The sequence below is a fragment of the Bradyrhizobium sp. USDA 3262 genome (genome assembly GCF_054060035.1).
The window spans coordinates 8,905,081-8,923,121 of the sequence record NZ_JBSSCT010000001.1 but is presented as its reverse complement, the minus strand read 5'-3'; the positions used below and the strand labels follow the sequence as shown (position 1 = coordinate 8,923,121).

At 60.5% G+C, this 18,041-nt stretch carries 11 protein-coding genes and 7 pseudogenes; 12 read left to right on the top strand and 6 right to left on the bottom strand.

Annotation, left to right across the window (positions count from 1 at the left end; translation table 11 throughout):
• Positions 1-88: 88 nt before the first annotated feature.
• Together ACVWYP_RS42355 and ACVWYP_RS42350 are read left to right on the top strand one after the other, a co-directional pair.
• A pseudogene (locus ACVWYP_RS42355) lies at positions 89-235 on the top strand (IS5/IS1182 family transposase); the annotation flags it as partial.
• Between the two features lie 935 nt (positions 236-1,170).
• A pseudogene (locus ACVWYP_RS42350) lies at positions 1,171-1,512 on the top strand (hypothetical protein); the annotation flags it as partial.
• 60 nt (positions 1,513-1,572) lie between these two features.
• Here ACVWYP_RS42350 and ACVWYP_RS42345 read toward each other — a convergent pair.
• Entirely contained in the window at positions 1,573-1,758 is a 186-nt protein-coding gene (locus ACVWYP_RS42345) for a hypothetical protein (RefSeq protein ID WP_028342883.1), read from the bottom strand.
• A 770-nt stretch (positions 1,759-2,528) separates the two neighbouring features.
• On the opposite strand from ACVWYP_RS42345, the gene ACVWYP_RS42340 reads away from it, so the two are divergent.
• A complete protein-coding gene (locus ACVWYP_RS42340) occupies positions 2,529-2,885 on the top strand; it encodes a hypothetical protein (RefSeq protein WP_244980952.1) in 357 nt (118 codons plus the stop codon).
• Between the two features lie 173 nt (positions 2,886-3,058).
• Here ACVWYP_RS42340 and ACVWYP_RS42335 read toward each other — a convergent pair.
• Positions 3,059-3,307, bottom strand: a pseudogene (locus ACVWYP_RS42335) (ATP-binding protein); the annotation flags it as partial.
• 310 nt (positions 3,308-3,617) lie between these two features.
• Between ACVWYP_RS42335 and ACVWYP_RS42330 the strand changes: the two are divergent.
• From ACVWYP_RS42330 to ACVWYP_RS42320, 3 genes are read left to right on the top strand one after another with little or no spacing between them, the layout of a single operon-like run.
• The gene (locus tag ACVWYP_RS42330; RefSeq protein ID WP_197971351.1) at positions 3,618-4,679 is read left to right on the top strand and encodes a tyrosine-type recombinase/integrase; all 1,062 of its coding nucleotides are present in this window, start codon (positions 3,618-3,620) and stop codon (positions 4,677-4,679) included.
• The gene (locus ACVWYP_RS42325) at positions 4,676-5,653 is read left to right on the top strand and encodes a tyrosine-type recombinase/integrase (RefSeq protein ID WP_028342882.1); all 978 of its coding nucleotides are present in this window, start codon (positions 4,676-4,678) and stop codon (positions 5,651-5,653) included. The genes ACVWYP_RS42330 and ACVWYP_RS42325 overlap by 4 nt, the downstream gene beginning before the upstream one ends.
• On the top strand, positions 5,650-6,675 hold the full coding sequence (locus ACVWYP_RS42320) for a tyrosine-type recombinase/integrase (protein ID WP_028342881.1): 1,026 nt from the start codon (positions 5,650-5,652) through the stop codon (positions 6,673-6,675). The genes ACVWYP_RS42325 and ACVWYP_RS42320 overlap by 4 nt, the downstream gene beginning before the upstream one ends.
• Positions 6,676-6,770: 95 nt before the next feature.
• On the opposite strand, the pseudogene ACVWYP_RS42315 reads toward ACVWYP_RS42320, so the two are convergent.
• A pseudogene (locus tag ACVWYP_RS42315) lies at positions 6,771-7,270 on the bottom strand (ATP-binding protein); the annotation flags it as partial.
• Between the two features lie 11 nt (positions 7,271-7,281).
• Positions 7,282-8,063, bottom strand: a pseudogene (locus tag ACVWYP_RS42310) (Mu transposase domain-containing protein); the annotation flags it as partial.
• A gap of 104 nt (positions 8,064-8,167) precedes the next feature.
• Here ACVWYP_RS42310 and ACVWYP_RS42305 point away from each other — a divergent pair.
• The 3 genes from ACVWYP_RS42305 to ACVWYP_RS42295 all read left to right on the top strand — a co-directional run bounded on the left by ACVWYP_RS42305 (position 8,168) and on the right by ACVWYP_RS42295 (position 11,510).
• On the top strand, positions 8,168-8,377 hold the full coding sequence (locus ACVWYP_RS42305) for a DUF5372 family protein (RefSeq protein WP_240537328.1): 210 nt from the start codon (positions 8,168-8,170) through the stop codon (positions 8,375-8,377).
• A 111-nt stretch (positions 8,378-8,488) separates the two neighbouring features.
• Complete coding sequence (locus ACVWYP_RS42300; RefSeq protein ID WP_240537329.1) at positions 8,489-9,064, top strand: helix-turn-helix domain-containing protein; 576 nt, start codon at positions 8,489-8,491, stop codon at positions 9,062-9,064.
• Between the two features lie 373 nt (positions 9,065-9,437).
• Entirely contained in the window at positions 9,438-11,510 is a 2,073-nt protein-coding gene (locus ACVWYP_RS42295; RefSeq protein WP_197971352.1) for a recombinase family protein, read from the top strand.
• A gap of 24 nt (positions 11,511-11,534) precedes the next feature.
• Here ACVWYP_RS42295 and istA read toward each other — a convergent pair.
• Positions 11,535-12,287 (bottom strand): annotated as a pseudogene (gene istA / locus ACVWYP_RS42290) (IS21 family transposase); the annotation flags it as partial.
• Between the two features lie 105 nt (positions 12,288-12,392).
• On the opposite strand from istA, the gene ACVWYP_RS42285 reads away from it, so the two are divergent.
• Positions 12,393-12,773, top strand: a complete 381-nt coding sequence (locus tag ACVWYP_RS42285) for a hypothetical protein (protein ID WP_244980953.1) — start codon at positions 12,393-12,395, stop codon at positions 12,771-12,773.
• A 278-nt stretch (positions 12,774-13,051) separates the two neighbouring features.
• On the opposite strand, the pseudogene ACVWYP_RS42280 reads toward ACVWYP_RS42285, so the two are convergent.
• Positions 13,052-13,485: pseudogene (locus ACVWYP_RS42280) on the bottom strand (integrase core domain-containing protein); the annotation flags it as partial.
• Positions 13,486-15,203: 1,718 nt separating this feature from the next.
• Here ACVWYP_RS42280 and ACVWYP_RS42275 point away from each other — a divergent pair.
• Together ACVWYP_RS42275 and ACVWYP_RS42270 are read left to right on the top strand one after the other, a co-directional pair.
• A complete protein-coding gene (locus ACVWYP_RS42275; RefSeq protein ID WP_244980954.1) occupies positions 15,204-16,703 on the top strand; it encodes a radical SAM/SPASM domain-containing protein in 1,500 nt (499 codons plus the stop codon).
• 11 nt (positions 16,704-16,714) lie between these two features.
• Complete coding sequence (locus tag ACVWYP_RS42270) at positions 16,715-18,040, top strand: radical SAM/SPASM domain-containing protein (protein ID WP_028342873.1); 1,326 nt, start codon at positions 16,715-16,717, stop codon at positions 18,038-18,040.
• Position 18,041: the final 1 nt, after the last annotated feature.

Here is an 18,041-nt window from a genome sequence, read left to right as displayed (position 1 = left end):
CGTGATGAAGGTCGGCTCGGTACGCCCGAGTAACCCTCGGACGCGCAGTGTGGGGCGAGCCACCTCACTGGAAGAGGCGGACATACGGCCTTACGGTCTGTTCGTGCTGTACGCCAGGTCGTTGCCCGACAATCCGTACGACGGTCACACCTTGCGGGACGTTATTGACCGCACCGAGACACTGACCGGCTGTGCGATCGAGCGGCCTTATGTCGACAAGGGTTACTGCGGCCACGGCCGCGAGTTGTATGCGACGTAGGAAGCGTTTTGCTCGCCGCGCGAGCAGACGCCTTGATTGGTGCTTACTTCGGCAGTGACGCGCCAAAGCAGGCGAGGCCAAGAATCAGCAGCGCGCCAGCGCATGCCTCCATGATCTTTGATTGATGCCGACGTGCGTACAAGGCTAGGGCGGATCCCGAAAGCATACTCAGGAGGCCAAATTCCCTGATCATTCTCGATCCAAATTGCTGAACTTGAAACTTGTCCTTGGACGAAAAGAAGCGCTTGGAAGAACCCATCCGGTTGTCGTTGGAAATGGAAATACCTTCGGACACCCATAGTCGGCACGCGAGCGGGGAGTTTTCACGTCTGGTTTGAGCCTTATCGCGCATTGGCCAACTTGGTGTCCCGGCTCAGCTTGCGACGTTATGCTGACGACTCTCAGCCGTTGAATCCGTTTGTCGTTTTGAGGCCCTGTCGGTAGACAAGAATCTTGATCAGGCGATCTAATTGATTTGCATGCGGGATGTCCGGATCCTGCGGACCGGCGGGTAGTAATGGGGCTCCAGAAGGAACGATCGCTCGCGCGCAGTGAGTGACTGCCCTTTCGGCCCCACTTCCAGAAATCATCAGGTGATTGGCGAATGCCACGCTCGGCAATCTTCTGCTGTTCCTTCAACAGCGCGAGCAATTCTACGTAGTTCTTTGCCATGGCGGGATCGGGATAGTCCTTCACTCACACTGTCCTCCGTTTGAACCTACAAACGCAAGAAGCAACTCTAACCCGCGGCATCCAGGAACGAACCTACCTGATCTGGCTTTTGAATCTGGTTAGCGTGCCGGTCGCGCTGTACGCTGTCTTGCGAGGTCCCTTGCCATTTTAGACAGTAGATTCCCGGTCTGATGTTGGCGTGTTCGCCGTCAGGGCCTGTGAGACAAACAGTGGGGGATTTGCGGAAGGAGGATTTCTGGTTCGTCGTAGCCACCAGGAGCAAAGATGAAACAGAATCCGGGCCGGGCAAAGCACCGGCAGAACAAGGTCTAAGAGACGTCAGGCGACAGGCCCGCCGGCATTATTCAGCGGAAGAGAAGATCCGTACGCTGCTGGAAGGATTGCGCGGCGAGGAGAACATCTCCGAGCTCTACTGCCGAGAAGGCATTGTCGCCTCGATGCATTACGACCGATCCAAGGAGTTCCTCGAGGCCGGCAAGCGCCGCCTGGCCGGCGACACGGCGCGAGCTGCGACCTCCGGCGAGGTGAAGGACCAGCTCAAGAAGCTCAAGAAGCTTCGTCCCGAGTTTCCGTTCACCAAATCTCTTCAGCCGGCCCACATGGGATATCGACTGTGTTGCTCAGTTTGACGCGGGCCAGCCGTACTTCAGCAGCGGTTCATATCCGTGATTGCTCAGCCATTTCGCCCTTGAAAGGTGCGTCTCGTACACTTTCCTGGCGCGATCAAGGTCGCGCCCCGGCTCGATGCGCAGCACGATATCGGCCACTTCGCGCGAGTCAGAGCCTTCGGCGTCCGTGTCCAGCATGCGCAAATACGTGATCGCATGTTCGTGTCGTGGTCATACGGCGTGAGCGGATCATCCGCCGGTGCCGTGTCGGCGACTGGGGATTAGGCGGGATCTCGCGCATGGCTTCTCCTCCGCGGACTGCGCCCTGCTTGTCGTACGCCATTTGGACCGATTGATGTTCTCGTGATTAGTACGATGCGTTTGCCGGGCTTGACGGCTCAACCGGGGGACCGCAGTACGACGAGCGGTAAGAGGAGTATGACGGAAGATCCCTTCAACTAACTAGGATCATGGAGTGAGCTTCTGTTTCGGACGCCGCCTTGGTGGTGGCCTCATCACTTCGGGCTTCGCGATCGCGGCGAGCACGACGCTCGTTGCGACCTTCTCTTGAGACCATTGTGTGAGCGCCTCTATTGCGTTCTTCAAAGCCTCTTCGCGGTAATGGCACGATCTCCACGATGTGCGACGGTCGGATACCAAAAAAGCGCACGGGAGGCCGACTGCAGACAACCACCCGCGCGAAGTTTTTACGGCAAGCTCGGCTGTCTGAGGGGACGTGAAGAATAGACGGCCAAGCCAAACATCCCTCAGAAACCCGTGTGCCAGACAGGCATAGACTTCAAAAGCACCAAAGCGATGAGTGTTTTTTCGCACCGCGCGAGCCATTCGCACTTCACTCCCGCCGCACGCTGCCGTGTTTGATGCTTTCGTGTTTCGAGTCCGACGTTTTGGAGAGCGAGCTTCGGTCGTAAAGCACATGTTTTCCTTCCTTTTCCACTGTAAACCACATGTTCTTCCACCAAGGTCTCTCACGCGCGCTTCTTGCTCAGTCGAGGCATCAGACCGCTGCGGCCATCAGCGGACTCCGCGCAATGCGCCCGCCAATGAGAACGAACGCCATCGTCACGGTGATCGAGAGGATGTCGATGTCAGACCCGAATTGGTTCTCGTGGTATTCGTTTCCATTCTTTGTGCCACTAAGCGGGGGTGTGAATCAGGAAATTGAAACGAACGTCGTCAAAGTTTCGGAGATCGAAAAGAAGAGTTTAGAGAAATATATGCGGATTCCGACGAAGTCGCCCGGGCGTACCGATATGAAGTCGCCCGCCGATTCCGAGACGATGTCGCCCACCTCTCCGATTTGATCTCGCCCGGTGGCGAGGCGTTCTGGCCGGTTGGTTCTCTGGCATCGGTCAAGCCGGATGGTCAATCTGGAATCGCAACCTGAACCTGTTTTCTTTGTCTGCGTTTGCTGTGGGCATGTGGGCAACGCGTTTGCGTTGTCCAAGCGTAGCGGCATGTCCACAGCGCCACGGGCTCAGGTCTTTCGGGCGGATGACGGTGTTCGGCGCAGGCTCTCGCCGGTGAGGTCGAGCCGGTGGGCGTTGTGGACGAGGCGATCGAGCACGGCGTCAGCGTAGGTGGGGTCTCCAATTAGCACGTGCCATGCATCCACGGGGAGCTGGCTGGTGACGAGGGTGGAACGTCGGCCGTAGCGATCCTCCAGGATCTCCAGGAGATCGTGGCGGGCGCCTGCATCGAGCGGGGCGAGGCCCCAGTCGTCGAGTCACGTTGAGCTCAACGTGACTCGACTTATGTGGAGCGCACAGTGATGTGGAGCCGTATCGATCTCCCCGCTATTAACAGCCGCTTCGACCGTTCCTACTCAACATAACTGACGACGGTAGCGTGGTTCTCCCAACCATCCAACGGGGGCAACCATGCTCGAACACTTATTTCGGAAGGTTCACGCGTGCTACACGGGATCGCCCAATGGCGCTTTGTTGGAAGATTTCGCCGCTTGGCTCATCTCGGCTGGATACGCCCGACCCACAGCCTGCCGCCACGTACGAGGGCTAAAGGAAGCCCTCGATCGGATGGGCGCGGCGCGGCTTGATTGCGATACCGGCGTTTCAGAGAGGTTTTTCTCGCAAGCATTTTCTTCTACGTCATTGCAAGGCACTCGATGCGCCGTTGTACGCTTTCTCACCGTGAGAAGACTGCTCGTCAGGGAACCGGCGCCAGACCCGTTCTCATCGCTTCTTGATCGCTACAAACGGCATCTATCGGAGGTGCGTGGCCTTTCCAGCGCGACGCTGGAACAGCACATCGCAACGGCGAAGAGCTTGCTCGCGCACGCTTTGCCAGCTGACGCCCCGCTGCAGGCGTTATCAGCCGCCGCAGTGGAGCGGTTCGTAATCACCGCAGCCCGGCGGATCAAACGACAGACACTACAGCACGTTGTCGCTCGCCTTCGTGCTTTTCTTCGGTTTTGCTTCGACCAGGGCGAGGTCCAAGAGCGGCTCGACGTAATTGACGCGCCGCGCGCCTACCGAGGTGAACTGCCGCCTCGAGCCCTGGCATGGCCGCTCGTCCAGCGGCTGCTGCGTTCCATCGATCGATCAAGCCGGCTTGGCTGGCGAGACTATGCGATCCTCCATTTGATGGCGCACTACGGCCTGCGTCCCTCAGAGATCATCACGTTGACGCTTGGCTCCATCGATTGGGAGAACAAGACGCTCCACGTCAAGCAGTGCAAAACCAGATCGGATCTGATCCTTCCCGTAGCCGACCAAACGCTGCGGATTCTCAGACACTATCTGCGCCGCGGCCGGCCTGGCGGGAAGCACCCTGAACTGTTCCTCCGCGCCAGCACCCCGGTCGGTCCCCTCACGCACTACGCCATCGGCGATCTCTACCAGAAGCGCGCGGGTCAGAGCGGGCTGCCGCTCCAAGGTACGTCCTCCTACTGCCTGCGCCATTCATTTGCGATGCGTCTGCTCGATCGCGGGGTCGGCGTAAAGGTGATCGGTGATCTGCTGGGTCACCATACCCTGGAGAGCACCTGCGTCTATCTCCGGCTGGAGACCGGAGCCTTGCGAGAGGTCGCGCTTGCTCTGCCGACGGCGACCATTGGCCTCGAGGAGGACGCCAGATGAGCGCGACATTACAATGCAGCGCGTTCGACCAGTTGGCCGACCGATATTTGCGGAGGCAACGTTCACTCGGCCGCGCCTACGTCAATGAGGAGCGCATAATCGACGGTCTGCGTCGGTTTCTTGAGAAGACCAGCCGTCCCGACCTCGATCAAGCACTCTTCGATGCATGGTGCGCGGCGCAAGGTCATCTCTCTGCAAACACGCGACGTAATCGCCAGCGCATCGTGCGCAACTTTTGCCTCTATCGACGGCGTACCGAGCCAACCTGCTTCGTTCCGGATATCAACCGTCTCCCACATCGCAGGCCGTATGCACCGCCGGTCATCTTTGGGGCGGCCGAGGTCGCCAGGATGTTGGCCGCGGCCGATCGTTTGGCCCCGACGTCGACCTCGCCGCTTCGGCCAGCCGTGATGCGACTTGCCGTGGTCCTGCTCTACACGGCAGGGCTCCGTCGGGGCGAACTCCTGCACCTCACATTGGCCGACGTCGATTCCCGCCACGGCATTTTGCAGATTCGGGCATCGAAGTTCCACAAGTCGCGGATCGTCCCGTTGTCGCCAGACGCCGCTCGGGAGCTGAGGTCGTACCTCAGGAAGCGGCTTCGGCCACCGCTGAGCCGTTCAGCGGGTTCACCCTTGCTGTGCAACAGCAAGGGGCGGGTGCGCGGCTACACGGGTACCGGCCTGCGCCAAGGAATCCAAGCGCTATTCCGAGCAGCCAACGTTTGCGGCACCGACGGACGAGCCCCGCGGGTGCACGATTTTCGTCACAGCTTCGCGGTCGGGTCGCTGTTGCGATGGTACCAGCAAGGTGCGGATGTCCAATCCAATCTGCCAAAGCTTGCGATGTACATGGGGCACGTCTCAATTGTTTCGACTGCCTATTACCTGCGCTGGATTCCGCAACTCGCTGCTGCAGCCAGCGATCGGCTCGAGACGCACTTCGGCCATCTCATCACCGGAGGTGCCGCATGAGATCCCAAAGACCTAACGAACTCGGCAAGGGCATCGAGCGGTTCTTCCGCGAGTATCTGCCGACGCTCCGGGGTACCAGCCGACACACCATACGCAACTACCGGGATGCCATCGTGCTGTTCTTGCGTTTTACTTCGTCGCAAACAGCCAAGGCTATCGAGGATCTCGACCTCGTCGATTTCACCGCCAGGCAGGTCCAGGACTTCCTGGCCTTTCTGGAAGCCGAGCGTCACAATGGCGTCGCCACCCGCAATGCGCGGCTGGCGGCACTGCATACATTTGCTCGCTTTCTTGCAACCGAACAGCCCGCCCATCTAGCCGAGCTGCAGCGCGTGCTAGGCGTACCGTTCAAACGCGGCGCGCGTAGCAAGCCGATCGAATACCTTGAGCCGCAGGAAGTCGAAGCGTTGCTCAAATCGATCGATCGCTCCACGGAACGGGGTAAGCGCGACTATGCCCTGTTCGCACTGATGCTCAATACGGGTGCCCGTGTTCAGGAGATACTCGATCTGCGCCTGTGCGACATCCGCACTGATCCTCCTCATCAAGTCCGGCTGCGCGGCAAAGGCGGCAAAATGCGATTGTGTCCAATTTGGCCGCAAACCGCACGGCTTCTGCAGGACCTCTCGAACAGTGCTGCTCAGTCAGAAGGCGGCGACTCTCCGCTGTTCGTGAACCGCCAGGGCAACAAGTTGACCCGCTTTGGCGTTCGTTACCTGCTCAAGAAGCACATCACGGCCGGAGCCAGTGCAACCCGCACGCTGCAGGAGAAGCGGATCCATCCCCATTCCTTGCGGCATACGACCGCCATCTTTCTCCTGAAGGCGGGAGTCGACTTCGCGACCATCAGCCAATGGCTCGGGCATTCGTCGCTGAACACTACCATGACCTATGCAAGGGCGGACATCGATCTAAAACGCCAGGCGCTAATGCAGGTGTTCCCTGAGATCCTCGCACCGCCTCGTGCCGGGCACGTCTCCTCTGCGGCGATCAACATCGTTGATTGGCTGAAGAGGCTATGACCTACAGGTAAATTATGTGGAGTTGGCGGCTGTCAAAAACCGGACCGGCGCCGATTGTCGACCCTCAACTCCACATCACTGTGCGCTCCACATAAGTCAAGGATCAACAGATCGACGCGGCCAAGAGCGCGCAACAGGCGCGGATGGCGGCCGTCGCCGCGTGCGAGCGCCAGCTCGTCGAACAGACGCGGGACGCGTTGGTAGAGCACGGAGCGATTGTCGCGACAGGCCTTGTGGCCGAGCGCCGAGGCGAGCCAGCTCTTGCCGACGCCGGCCGGGCCGCAGATCAGGAGATTGACGCGGTCGTCGATCCAGCGACCCTCAACGAGGCTGGCGAACAGCGGACGGTCGAGCCCGCGCGGGGTGCGGTAGTCGACGTCCTCGACGCACGCCTGTGGCGCAGCTTGGCGTAACGCAGACGAGTGGCGAGCCGCTTGTCGTGACGCAGCGAGGCTTCACGTTCGAGCAGCAGCGCAAGCCATTCGGCGTGACCGAGGCTTGCGGCCTCGCCGGTGGCTTCGATGTCGGCGAAGGCCTTGGCCATGCCGTGCAGGCCGAGGGCGTTGAGGCGGTCGAAGGTCGGATGAGTGAGCAAGGGAGGGTCTCCTAATTGTAGTAGCGCGGTCCACGGATGTTGGCATGCAGGATCGGCGCATCGTCCGCGGAGCGCTGGTGAGCAGGACGCCGATCGAGATTGTTGGCGAGGATCGACTTGACCGAGCCATAGGTGCGCGCGCCGATGTCGATCGCCCGCGCAGCCGCAGCGTCGAGGCGCTCGCGCCCGTAGGAGGCGGCAAGCCTGAGAATGCCGAGACAGGCGCGGAAGCCTTGCTCGGGGTGCGAGCGCTCGTCGAGAATGAGGTCGCACAACGCGCGGGTCGCCGGCCCGATCGCGGTGGCATCCTGGCGGATGCGTGCGATGGTCCAGCCGGCGTGCGCCGATGGCTGGAAGCCATGTGCTCCGGCACGGTGGTGTGCTTGTGATTGCCGCTCATGCGCTGATGCGCGGCGATCCGCTCGCCCTTGTGGAAGATCTCCACGGTGCGGGCAGTGAACCGCACCTCGACCTCGGCGCGGGCGAAGCGATGGGGAACGCTATAGTAATGCTTCTCCACCTCGACGTGGTAATCGAGACTGACACGGCGGATACGCCACTCGGCGAGCACGTAGGGGGATGCCGGCAACGGCTTGAGTGCCGGCCGGTCGACCTCTTCGAGCAGCCGGCGGCGCGTTATGCCGAGCCGCCGGATCGTCCGCTCTTCGTTGAGCCTCGTGAGCAGTTCGCCGATCGCCGTGTTGACCTCGGCGAGGTTGTAGAAGGTGCGATGACGCAGGCGCCCAAGCAACCAGCGCTCGACAACGAGGACGGCCTGTTCGACCTTGGCCTTGGAGTCTAGCGCGCATTGCATATGGTGATGAGCATGGCGCGCAAGTTTTTACGGTCACGCATCCATTCCATCCGCTACGAGGACAGACGTTCGATCTGCTTGCCGTGCGCAACAACTGGGGCGGAGACCGCGTGTTGTACGCAGGCCCCGAAGGGAGGCTGCGCACACTTCCGGTCGAATGGACTGACGTTATCGAGCCCGACCTCGTAGTCACGGTTGGTGCTGGTCGCGCCTTCTTCCGAACCGATCAACTGCGTGAGCTGCGCAAGCTCATCGATGAGTGGCGGCAGCAAGGGGAGGCGCCGTCATGTTAGGCAAATTATATGCATGCTGTCTTGGAAAATATGTTCGCGCGTCGGTGGCGACGTGTGGGTCGATAAACGGATTTCAGCGATTTATCGCCGATGTAAGAGGATATTATCTGATTGCGCGATCTTCTCCTCTTGATCGTCGCCCATATGCTGTATCTAATTATCAAGACACATGGGCGATTCGCGCTTCAAGGAGGCCGGATGGCAGCAGATTCACGTCAACGGGTGCGGCGCCGGCAGGCCTTGCAGGCACACGGCGCCACCCACCCCCGCCCTCAGGCCGTGAGCGATCCGCTCTTCCGCGGCAGTGCGTTCTTCGATCCGAACGATCTGGTCCAGGTCAAGTACGAGATGCTCCGCAGCGTCGCGAAGGAGGGGCGCGCCGTGGTGGATGCGGCAGAGGCCTTTGGACTGTCCCGGCCGGTCTATTACGTGACCTGGGAGCTGTTCAATCGCGAAGGTCTGCCGGGCCTGTTACCGCGCAAGCGCGGGCCGAAGCGCCCGCACAAGCTTACCGAGGAGGCCCTTGCCGTGCTGGCGCAGGCGGTGCGCGAGGCGGAACACATGCCAGGCGGTGCAGAGTTGGCCGAGCTCTTGGCCGAACGTTGCGGCATTCATGCCCACCCGCGCAGCATCCTGCGACGTCTGCTCCCCTATCTGAAGCGGCAGGAAAAAAAACGCCCACGATAGCCGAAGTGGCTGCGCTCGATCCTGCGCAGTACGTAGCCCATTACGAGCTGCTTCGTTCACAGGTCGTCGCTGCGGAGGCCAGTCCCGGCGGGACGAGCGCAGCAGGCCAGCCCCGCGGCGTGGGTCTTGCCTTGCTGCTGTACGAAGGGATGCCCGGCTGGCTCAAGGCGCTGGAGGGCGTTATCCGGGCGTCGGGCGTGCGACACACCACACCCCCCGCGGAGGTGCCTGCGGCCGAACCTCCCGGCGCGTACGACTCTGCGCCGGCGTGGCTCGGCAGTGTGCCTCACCGCGATCTGACCGCGCTTTTGACCAATCTGGTTCTCTCGACGCGTTGTGTCGAACACCCCATACCGAGGGAGGGATATCGATCATGCCGATGAACAGTGAGGCCTCACAGAAGATCACTGCCACGCATTTGTCGCGCATGGCATACTTGTATGTGCGACAGTCGACGTTGCGCCAGGTCTTCGAGAACACCGAGAGTACGCAGCGCCAGTATGCGCTGCGCGATCGTGCCGTCGCGCTCGGTTGGCCGCTTGATCGGATCGTGGTCATCGATTGCGATCTCGGGCAATCCGGTGCCAGCGCGACCGACCGCGAGGGCTTCCAGCGTCTGGTCAGTGAGGTTGGCCTGGGCCGTGTCGGGATCGTACTTGGACTTGAGGTATCGCGCCTTGCGCGCAACAACACCGACTGGCATCGATTGCTCGAGCTGTGTGCACTCGCTGACACACTGATTCTGGACGAAGACGGGTTGTATGATCCGGCGCACTTCAATGACCGCCTCCTCCTGGGTTTAAAGGGAACCATGAGTGAAGCCGAACTTCATGTGCTCAAGGCGCGACTTCGCGGCGGGATTCTCAGTCGCGCCCGCCGCGGCGAGCTCAAGCAGATGGTCCCGGTCGGCTTTGTGCATGATGCACACGAGCGTGTTATCCTTGATCCGGACATCCAGGTGCAGGCCGCCGTGCGGCTGTTCTTCGACACGTTCAGGCGCACGGGCTCGTGTTTGGCAGTGGTCAAGGACTTCCATGCGAAGAAACTGCTGTTCCCGCGTCGTTTGAGAAGTGGCGCGCACAAGGGCGAACTCGTGTGGGCTGAGCTCCTGCACTGTCGCGCACGGCAGATCATCCATAATCCGCGCTATGCCGGCGCCTTCGTGTTCGGTCGGACCAAACATCGTCGTCTGCCGAGCGGCAAGTACACCTCGCGGCAGGTTCCAAGCGAAGAGTGGATCCTGCTCCGCGACGTCCATCCTGGCTATATCAGCTGGGAGGACTACCGATCGAACCTGGACCGTGTGAAGGGTAATGGGTTGGCCTGGAGTACCGAGCGGCATCGGGGCCCGCCGCGCGAGGGAACGGCCTTGCTGCAGGGTCTTGTGATCTGCGGGAGCTGCGGCGAGCGCATGTCGGTGCGTTATCACCATCACCACAACCAACAAGTGCCGACCTACTGGTGTGGCCGCCGCCCAATGTTCCGAGGCGAGATCGGCCTGTGTCAGACCGTGCATGGCAGCGCGCTCGATGCTGCGATCGGCGACATCCTGATCGAGGCGATGACGCCACTGGCGATCGAAGTCGCTCTCGGCGTGCAGCAGGAGCTTGCCAACCGTCAGGACGAAGCAGATCGATTGCGCCGTCAGCACGTGGAGCGAGCGAAGTATGATGCAGAACTTGCGCAGCGTCGCTTCCTCAAGGTCGATCCCGACAACCGTCTGGTGGCTGACGCCCTGGAAGCCGACTGGAACACGAAGCTGCGCGCGCTCGCCGCGGCACAGGACGCTTACGACAAAGCCTCGACGGTCGATGTAGGCGTCGTGACCGATGCCGAGCGTACGGAGCTGATGGCCCTCGCCACCGACTTCCCCCGCCTCTGGCGCAATCCGCGCACTCAGATGAAAGACAAAAAGCGCATGCTGCGCCTGCTGATCGAGGACATAACGCTCAGCAAGGGCGATACGCTCCATGTCGATATCCGCTTCGTCGGCGGCGCGACGCGCTCCTTGGATCTACCGCTGCCGAAGTCGTGTGTCGAGTTGCGCACGACAGATGCCGCCGTGATCGAGGAGATCGACCGCCTCATCGATACCTACACGGACAAGGAGATCGCCGGCCTGCTCAACGAGCGTGGCGTGCGGACCGTCGTGAGCACCCCTTGGACAGCTACGCGCATTGGGCGGCTTCGCCACACCTACCACCTTACCGATCGACGTGAGCGTCTGCTCGCGCAGGGACTGCTGACCCCGCAGGACGTCGCGGCTCGCTACAACGTTGTGGTCTCGACCGTCCACATGTGGCGCCGACGCGGCCTGCTACGCGCACATCCAATCAACGATCGCGGCGACTTCCTCTACGAGATTCCGCCCGAGGGCCTGCCGGGAAAGTTCATCCACAAACGCGATTACCAGGTCGATCCCGCAACTTCATCCTCACGTAACTGACGAGGTGCAGTATGAGTCTGAGCCCTTGTCGCGCGGCTTGCGCGGCCGCGCCGGCAAGATGGCGGTGCCGTAATGCGCTGCCATCTCCGCATAGGTGCGGTTGATCTGCGGGTCGTAGAGACACGCCTTGATGACCGCGACCTTGGTGTTGTCCGGCACCAGCAGCGCCGGGATGCCGCCGATCGCCGCGAAGGCGCCAACATGGGCGCTGATCCAGTCGGCGAGCCCCTGCGTCCACGTCGCCTGAGCGTAGGTGAAGCTCGATGCGCCGAGCACGGCGACGAAGATCTGCGCCTTCCTGCGCTCCCCGGTCAGACGGTCGACCACCACTGGCACGCCATCGCCGGCGTAATCGACGAACAGCTTGTCGCCGGCCGCGTGCGCCTGGCGCATCGTCACCGACAGACGCCCCTCCCAGGCGCGGTAGAGCTCACAGAAGCGCGAGTACCGGTATCCGCCGGGCTCGGCGGCGATATACTCCTCCCACAGGATCGACAGCGTCACGTGCTTGCGTTTGAGCTCGCGGTGCACGGCCGCCCAGTCGGGCTCCGTGACGCGGCGGTGACCCTGACGGTTGCCATTGCCGGTCTTCGCGAACAGGCGGAGTTCCAGAACCGTGTCGGTGACGTCGTCCGGCAACGGCCAGCTCAGACCCGCGGCCTCGAACCGCCGGATCGCCAGCCGCACCGTCGAGGGCGCCGCGCCCACCCGTCGCGCAATCTCGCGGCTCGGCAGCCCGGCCGCCTTCATCCTGATCACATCGCGCACACGGCGCATCGCAAGCCTCTCCGTCGGCATCCAGGGTCCCCCTTCGCAAAGCCGAAAGGGTTGACCCTATGGGAGCCAGAAGAGGCCTCGTCACCCGGGCGACATCATCCCGGAATGGTGGGCGACATCATCTCGGAACGGGTGGGCGACTTCAAATCGGAATGGTGGGCGAGATCATCTCGGAATCCTGGGCGACATCGACCGGAATCAGCAAAATATAGCCCAGGCCAACAGCTCAAGGCCCTTTTCGCTGCCTTTAAACAATTGAAGGGAAAGACTGACGCGAGCGCCGGACACGCAATGAATTGTCTCGAAGAGATGATAAAAGGCGCGGAAGAGGTCAAGCAACGTCACAGCATTGACTTACGTCACGACGCCGAGCGTGCGTTGCAACGCCTGAAGGCCGCCGACCTCGCGCAATATCAAGCGTTCATTAACGACCACGAGATGGCGCCACGAGATGGCACACGGAGATCTAGTCACACCGGCGGTTGAATAGCTCGGGGTCGTCTCCGTGGCCTCGAACTGCAATCCATATCACCCGCCACCCCCTTCCGGCCTAGAGGTGGTCCCAAAGACAGCGCCAGCTTGAATATACCTCTTCGAGCACATTCCAAATGAAAAGGAGATCGTGATGACAGGCGAAACCGGGCTCCACGATCAGATGCGCGTTGCCGCAGACGCGCTTCAGGACTTCACCTGTCCGTCGTCAGATGATTTAGGACTGATCAGGCGTTCTGAGAAGAGAGGCTCTAGCTCATCCGGGTTAGAGTTTAAGCAGCCTGCAGTTGATGCTGCAAGCGGCGGTTTTCGATGGTGTCGCGCTTGATGCATTTTCGTTCTGCGAGGATCGCCTCGGCCCTGCCGAAGCAGACATCGGCTGGTGTGAGGTTGTCGATGCTCTCATGATAACGGACGTGATTGTAGTATTCGACGAAGGCCCGTACCCGGCGTTCGAGATCATCGGGCAGACAGTAATTGTCGAGCGGTATGCGGTTCTTCAGCGTCTGATGCCAGCGCTCGATCTTTCCCTGGGTCTGGGGATGGGTACGGAGCGCCGCGCACATGCAGCATGCCATTCTGATCGAGCCACGTGGCCAGATCGTCCGCCACCGTAACTCGAACCATTGTCGCTGAGAAGCCTTGGCCGGTGCGCGACGGCCATGTGGTCAAGACCGGATACAGCGAGTGCTTGGTCGAGGGTGGCACGCGCTGGCATGCCTCGCGATGGATCGCGTGCCATGCTGGGCGCTCGGATCGCCGAGCAGGCCAGCTGTGCCATCCATCTAGTGCATCACACGCGCAAGGCCCCAGCAGGCACCGAGGTGACGAGCGGGGAGCCAAGGCGCTCACCGACGCGGCGCGCGTGGTGCGCGCTGAACCAGATGACCGAGGAGGACGGCGCGAAGGCTGGCGTCGAGAACCATCGGCTGTTCTTTTTCAGCAGCCCGGGGCCAGGCTGCCCCGTCGCCGAGGTTGGACGCGGTTCCCGAAGACCTCCCGGCGGCTGTTGGATGTTCAAGCCGATGCGTCGCCGGGCTTGGCTGATGATCCCAACGAGACGGGTCAGTGCCGAATATATCCGTATATCTTCCTCTGGACTGGCAGCACGGTGCGCAGTGGGCGCCGGATGACAAGGAGGGAATGTGCTTGCACCGCGTGCTGCCAAGCGCGTCTCAACCGGAGACAAACCTCACTCTTAAGGGCGTGACTTACACGGGCATCATTGAGCCGCCAGGTTATGAGGATCAGGTTTTTCTGCGCCCTACCGGAAAAAGGGAATAGCTATCTTCGGAGGTGGTGCGCGTTCAATGACCGCTATCAGTCGCGAACGGCGTGCGGCATTGGTTGTGGTCGTTTCGCTCAACGAAACCACCCGGCAACGCGTCGACCGACTTCTCGCCGAGTGGCAAACGAAGCGCAGGCGGGCGTGGGCGGCTCGCTAGATGGCGAGTTCGCCTATGACGCCTCCGTAATCCTGCGAGTCTAACCCCTCCTATTCGTGAGAGTGCGGCTCTTTGACCCGATTGATGCGGCCGCACATCTCCTCTGACGCGGCGCAGGATTGCCTTCGGCTTTCGAACTGCCGAACTGCCGGGGGCGAGCTGCTGGCCGGCAAACATCCGCAGCTCGCGAGCGTCCACGTGGTCGTCGGAAATCTCGGCCGCCGCCTGCTTGGATGCGTATCGTAAGAGAAGCTGTTCGCAGACCGATATAGAGAGCGACCTAGGATCGCCCTGAGAAATAAGGGTGATCGGTTCGCGGCGAATAACTTCGTTCTGAATGTCTGGGTGCCAGAGCGATAGCCAAGCTGCTTCGCCGCGCAATGACGGAACCACGGTCTCCACGCCATAACGTTTCTGCGAAAAGAAGCTGAAATATCTCCGTGCGCGGGCAATTGTTGCGGATCAAAAACACAGCATTGAATGGCGTTGCTTTTGCTTCACATGTGGCACTCCATCCCCTCTGTTACATTCATCACTCCCGAATGACGCTTGTTCAGTTTACCCGTTTAGGGCCCCGATGATAGCGTCGCCAAGTGGAAACTTTGGCAATGGAGATCTCACAATGGCAACGAGAATTGACAGGGGCAGAGCGTCCGAGGCGGAACGCGAAAAACTGATTGAAGAAATGCAAGAGCTGATCAGGGCGAAAAATCTCGACGTGGAACTAGTGGTCGGTCGGCCGGTCGCTCCGACCTTGAAGGGCTGCTCGCAGTGCACGGTCTGCCCGTGCATTATCTGCTGGTAGTGCGAGTGGCTGGGGCTGTCGGCTTGCGCACCGTCAACTTCGACATCGCGAAGGAAGGGACAGACTGTAGCAAGCCGACGGTCTCCACGCTTCGGGCATGAATCGAATCGTTGGCTGTAGGTCAAAGCGTCCGCTTTCCAGCTAACCACTGATTCCAAGCCGCCGGTGATCGACATGCATATGCTCAATACATCAGGTTCACAATATCCCGCCGTCAGATGCGAATTCATTCTCAAGGTCGACGGTGCCCGGCCGATCGTTTATTCGCTCGATTACATCAACACTCAAATCTATTACTTGGCGCCAATCGAAGGCTTTGCGCTGTCCTTGCTCGACGGACAACGATCGATCTCCGAGCTTAGCGTCCTATTTAAGAGCCTGCTCCCGAGAACCGATAAGCCGTTGCTTGACGTGTTGCGCTCCGCCGACACGCTTGTCCGTATGTCGCCCTCGCAGACCGGGCTCGGCAAGGATGGATTGTTCGACATTTCTGATGAGCCGATTGCCGATGCGCAGTCTTTCGATCCGCGCGAGTTCATCATCGATCCAGCTCATTTTGCAGCTCGTAAGAACGATCCGAAGACGTCGCTGCGGCTCGATACGCCGATCAATGTCTATACCGTCTTCACACATCGCTGTCTGACCGACTGCGTTTACTGCTACGCGGATCGCTGCAAGATGACGGAAATGCCGATTTCGCGCTGGCGCCAGATCATTCGCGAGATGCGCAGCCTGGGCATCTGGCTGGCGTCACCGGACAATGGCGACACTTTCGCCCGCCGCGACGGCATCGATCTTCTCGAATGCCTGCTCGAGAACGAGATGCACTTTCTGCTGTCGACCAAGGCCTATGTCAGTAAAGACTACATCAAGCGCCTGATCGACGCCGGCTTCACGAAGAAGGTGCGCGGCGTAATCCAGCGTCAGGTGCAGTTAAGCATCGATGCCGTCGACGACGACGTGTCGCGACGCGTGCTGTGCATCAAGAGATCGAACGTCGCCCGCAATCAAGAGACGATCGAGAACTTCCTTTCCTTCGGCATCATGCCTAAGATTAAGGCGGTGATCACCGGCCTCAACCACGACCAGCCGGAGAAGATTGTCCACCGGTTCTACGAGCGCGGGGCGCGGGTCTTCCACTTCGTCCGCTATGGGCGGTCGTTTCACCGGCACACGGACCATCTCTTTGTCGATGAGGTTGCGATTGCTTCACTGCGCGATCAGTTTGATCGCATCCGTAGCCGTTACGATGACGCCGATATCGTCGAGAATCTCACGCAGGCGCCGCCGGACCAGAGCGAACTCGACGCGAATGCGGCGCGCGCCATTTGGGACGGTCGCATCGGTTGCGGCGGCGGGTGGTCGGCGCTGGGTATCTCGCCGAGTGGGAAGGCCTTCTTGTGCGAACAGATGAAAATGGCGGACCCGTTCTTCGTCGGCGATGCCAGCTATCAGTCGATCGAAGAGATCTGGCACGGCGCGCACCTGAAGCGCTTCATCTATCCTGAGCAAATGCAGTTCGCTGGCACGGCATGTGAATCATGTCCAGAATTCGAAACCTGCATGTGGGAAAAGGGCCGCTGTTACCGCGACGCCTATTTCTCGTACGGAACTGTGTTCCATCCACCGCCGCTCTGCCCGAGTAACTATCGCTCCGGACTGCGTTTGAGCTGAAGGAGGCCGGAATGACCGCCGCCGTCCAGCTTAAGCCGTCCGCCTTCAACGTAAAGTTGCGGCACGAGGGCAGGCACCTTGCTTTCAACAGTATCGTTGCCCACTCGCTGGAGATGAGCGAGGCGCAGGCGCGTGTTTTCAACGATGCGCTCGATGAAGTGGCTCAATCCGGGTCGTGCAAGGACGAGGCGCTACTGCGTTGCCTTTATGCGCTCGGCTTCGTGGTACCGGCCGACCATGACGAACTGGCGGTGCAACGGGCGGTTTTCCAGGCAACGAAGGCAAGCACCGAGACCTTGCGGTTCACAATTGCGCCGACCATGGCCTGCAATTTGCACTGCAGCTACTGCTTCCAACAGGACTTTGCACCCTGCAAGACCATGCGGCTGGACATCGAGCGCGGCATTATCGAGTTCGCGCGGCGCAAGTTGGAGGGCTGCAAGACGCTGGTGGTGCAGTGGTTCGGGGGCGAGCCGTTGCTGCGTTACAAACGTATTGTCGCGATGACTGAGGCGTTCCAGCGCGTCTGTGCTGAGCGCGGCGTCAACTATTACGCGGAAATATTGACGAACGGCGTTCTGCTCACGCCTGAGATCATCGCAAACTTGCCCAAGCTGGCGGTCAAGGCGATCCAGATTCCGCTGGACGGTGACGTCGATACCTACGCACGGCGGAAGGGTGTCAGCCGTGAACGAGCCCAGGCGTACCACGACGTCTTGGTCAACCACATGCACGCGCTGGTGGATGCGACGGGCAGCGTGACGATCAGGATTAACGTCGATCGTGAGAACCCCGCCGCCGGCTACGACGTGGTCAGGATGTTCAAACGGAAGGGGTGTGTCGACCCGCGTATCGATTTCCGGCTCGGCTTTCTCAACAACCGCGATGGTATTGTCGACTGTATTCCGCACGATTGCTTATCGGATGTCGAATTCTCCGATACGGAGGCGGAGTTCCGTCGCTTCCTGGTCGAGCAGGGCTACCGCGTCTATGGCGAGCCCGGGCCGCGCAAATTTCCATGCTCGGCACCGTTACGAAACAACTTCACCATAGATCCCACTGGACGCATCGGCAAATGCGTGCCGGTAATTGGTACCGACGAATCCGTGTTCAGCTGCATTTATCCCGACGACATCGCGCGCACCATGCGGGAGACGAGCATATCGAATGCGCCCTATTCGGATTTCGACCCCTATGGGAGTGTCTGCCGCAATTGTGAATTGTTGCCGGTGTGCCTTGGCTCATGCCCGCGCTCGCATGCCCCGGAACATTCTGTGATTTGTCCACTCAAACAAGGATTGGCAAAGACTCTTGCCTTCTATCGCCTGCATGGCTGAC

Coding starts and splice junctions, on each gene's coding strand:
- ACVWYP_RS42345 (WP_028342883.1), bottom strand. CDS start 1,758: ATGCTGGACACGGACGCCGAAGGCTCTGACTCGCGCGAAGTGGCCGAT.
- ACVWYP_RS42340 (WP_244980952.1), top strand. CDS start 2,529: ATGTTCTTCCACCAAGGTCTCTCACGCGCGCTTCTTGCTCAGTCGAGG.
- ACVWYP_RS42330 (WP_197971351.1), top strand. CDS start 3,618: ATGGGCGCGGCGCGGCTTGATTGCGATACCGGCGTTTCAGAGAGGTTT.
- ACVWYP_RS42325 (WP_028342882.1), top strand. CDS start 4,676: ATGAGCGCGACATTACAATGCAGCGCGTTCGACCAGTTGGCCGACCGA.
- ACVWYP_RS42320 (WP_028342881.1), top strand. CDS start 5,650: ATGAGATCCCAAAGACCTAACGAACTCGGCAAGGGCATCGAGCGGTTC.
- ACVWYP_RS42295 (WP_197971352.1), top strand. CDS start 9,438: ATGCCGATGAACAGTGAGGCCTCACAGAAGATCACTGCCACGCATTTG.
- ACVWYP_RS42285 (WP_244980953.1), top strand. CDS start 12,393: ATGGTGGGCGACATCATCTCGGAACGGGTGGGCGACTTCAAATCGGAA.
- ACVWYP_RS42275 (WP_244980954.1), top strand. CDS start 15,204: ATGCATATGCTCAATACATCAGGTTCACAATATCCCGCCGTCAGATGC.
- ACVWYP_RS42270 (WP_028342873.1), top strand. CDS start 16,715: ATGACCGCCGCCGTCCAGCTTAAGCCGTCCGCCTTCAACGTAAAGTTG.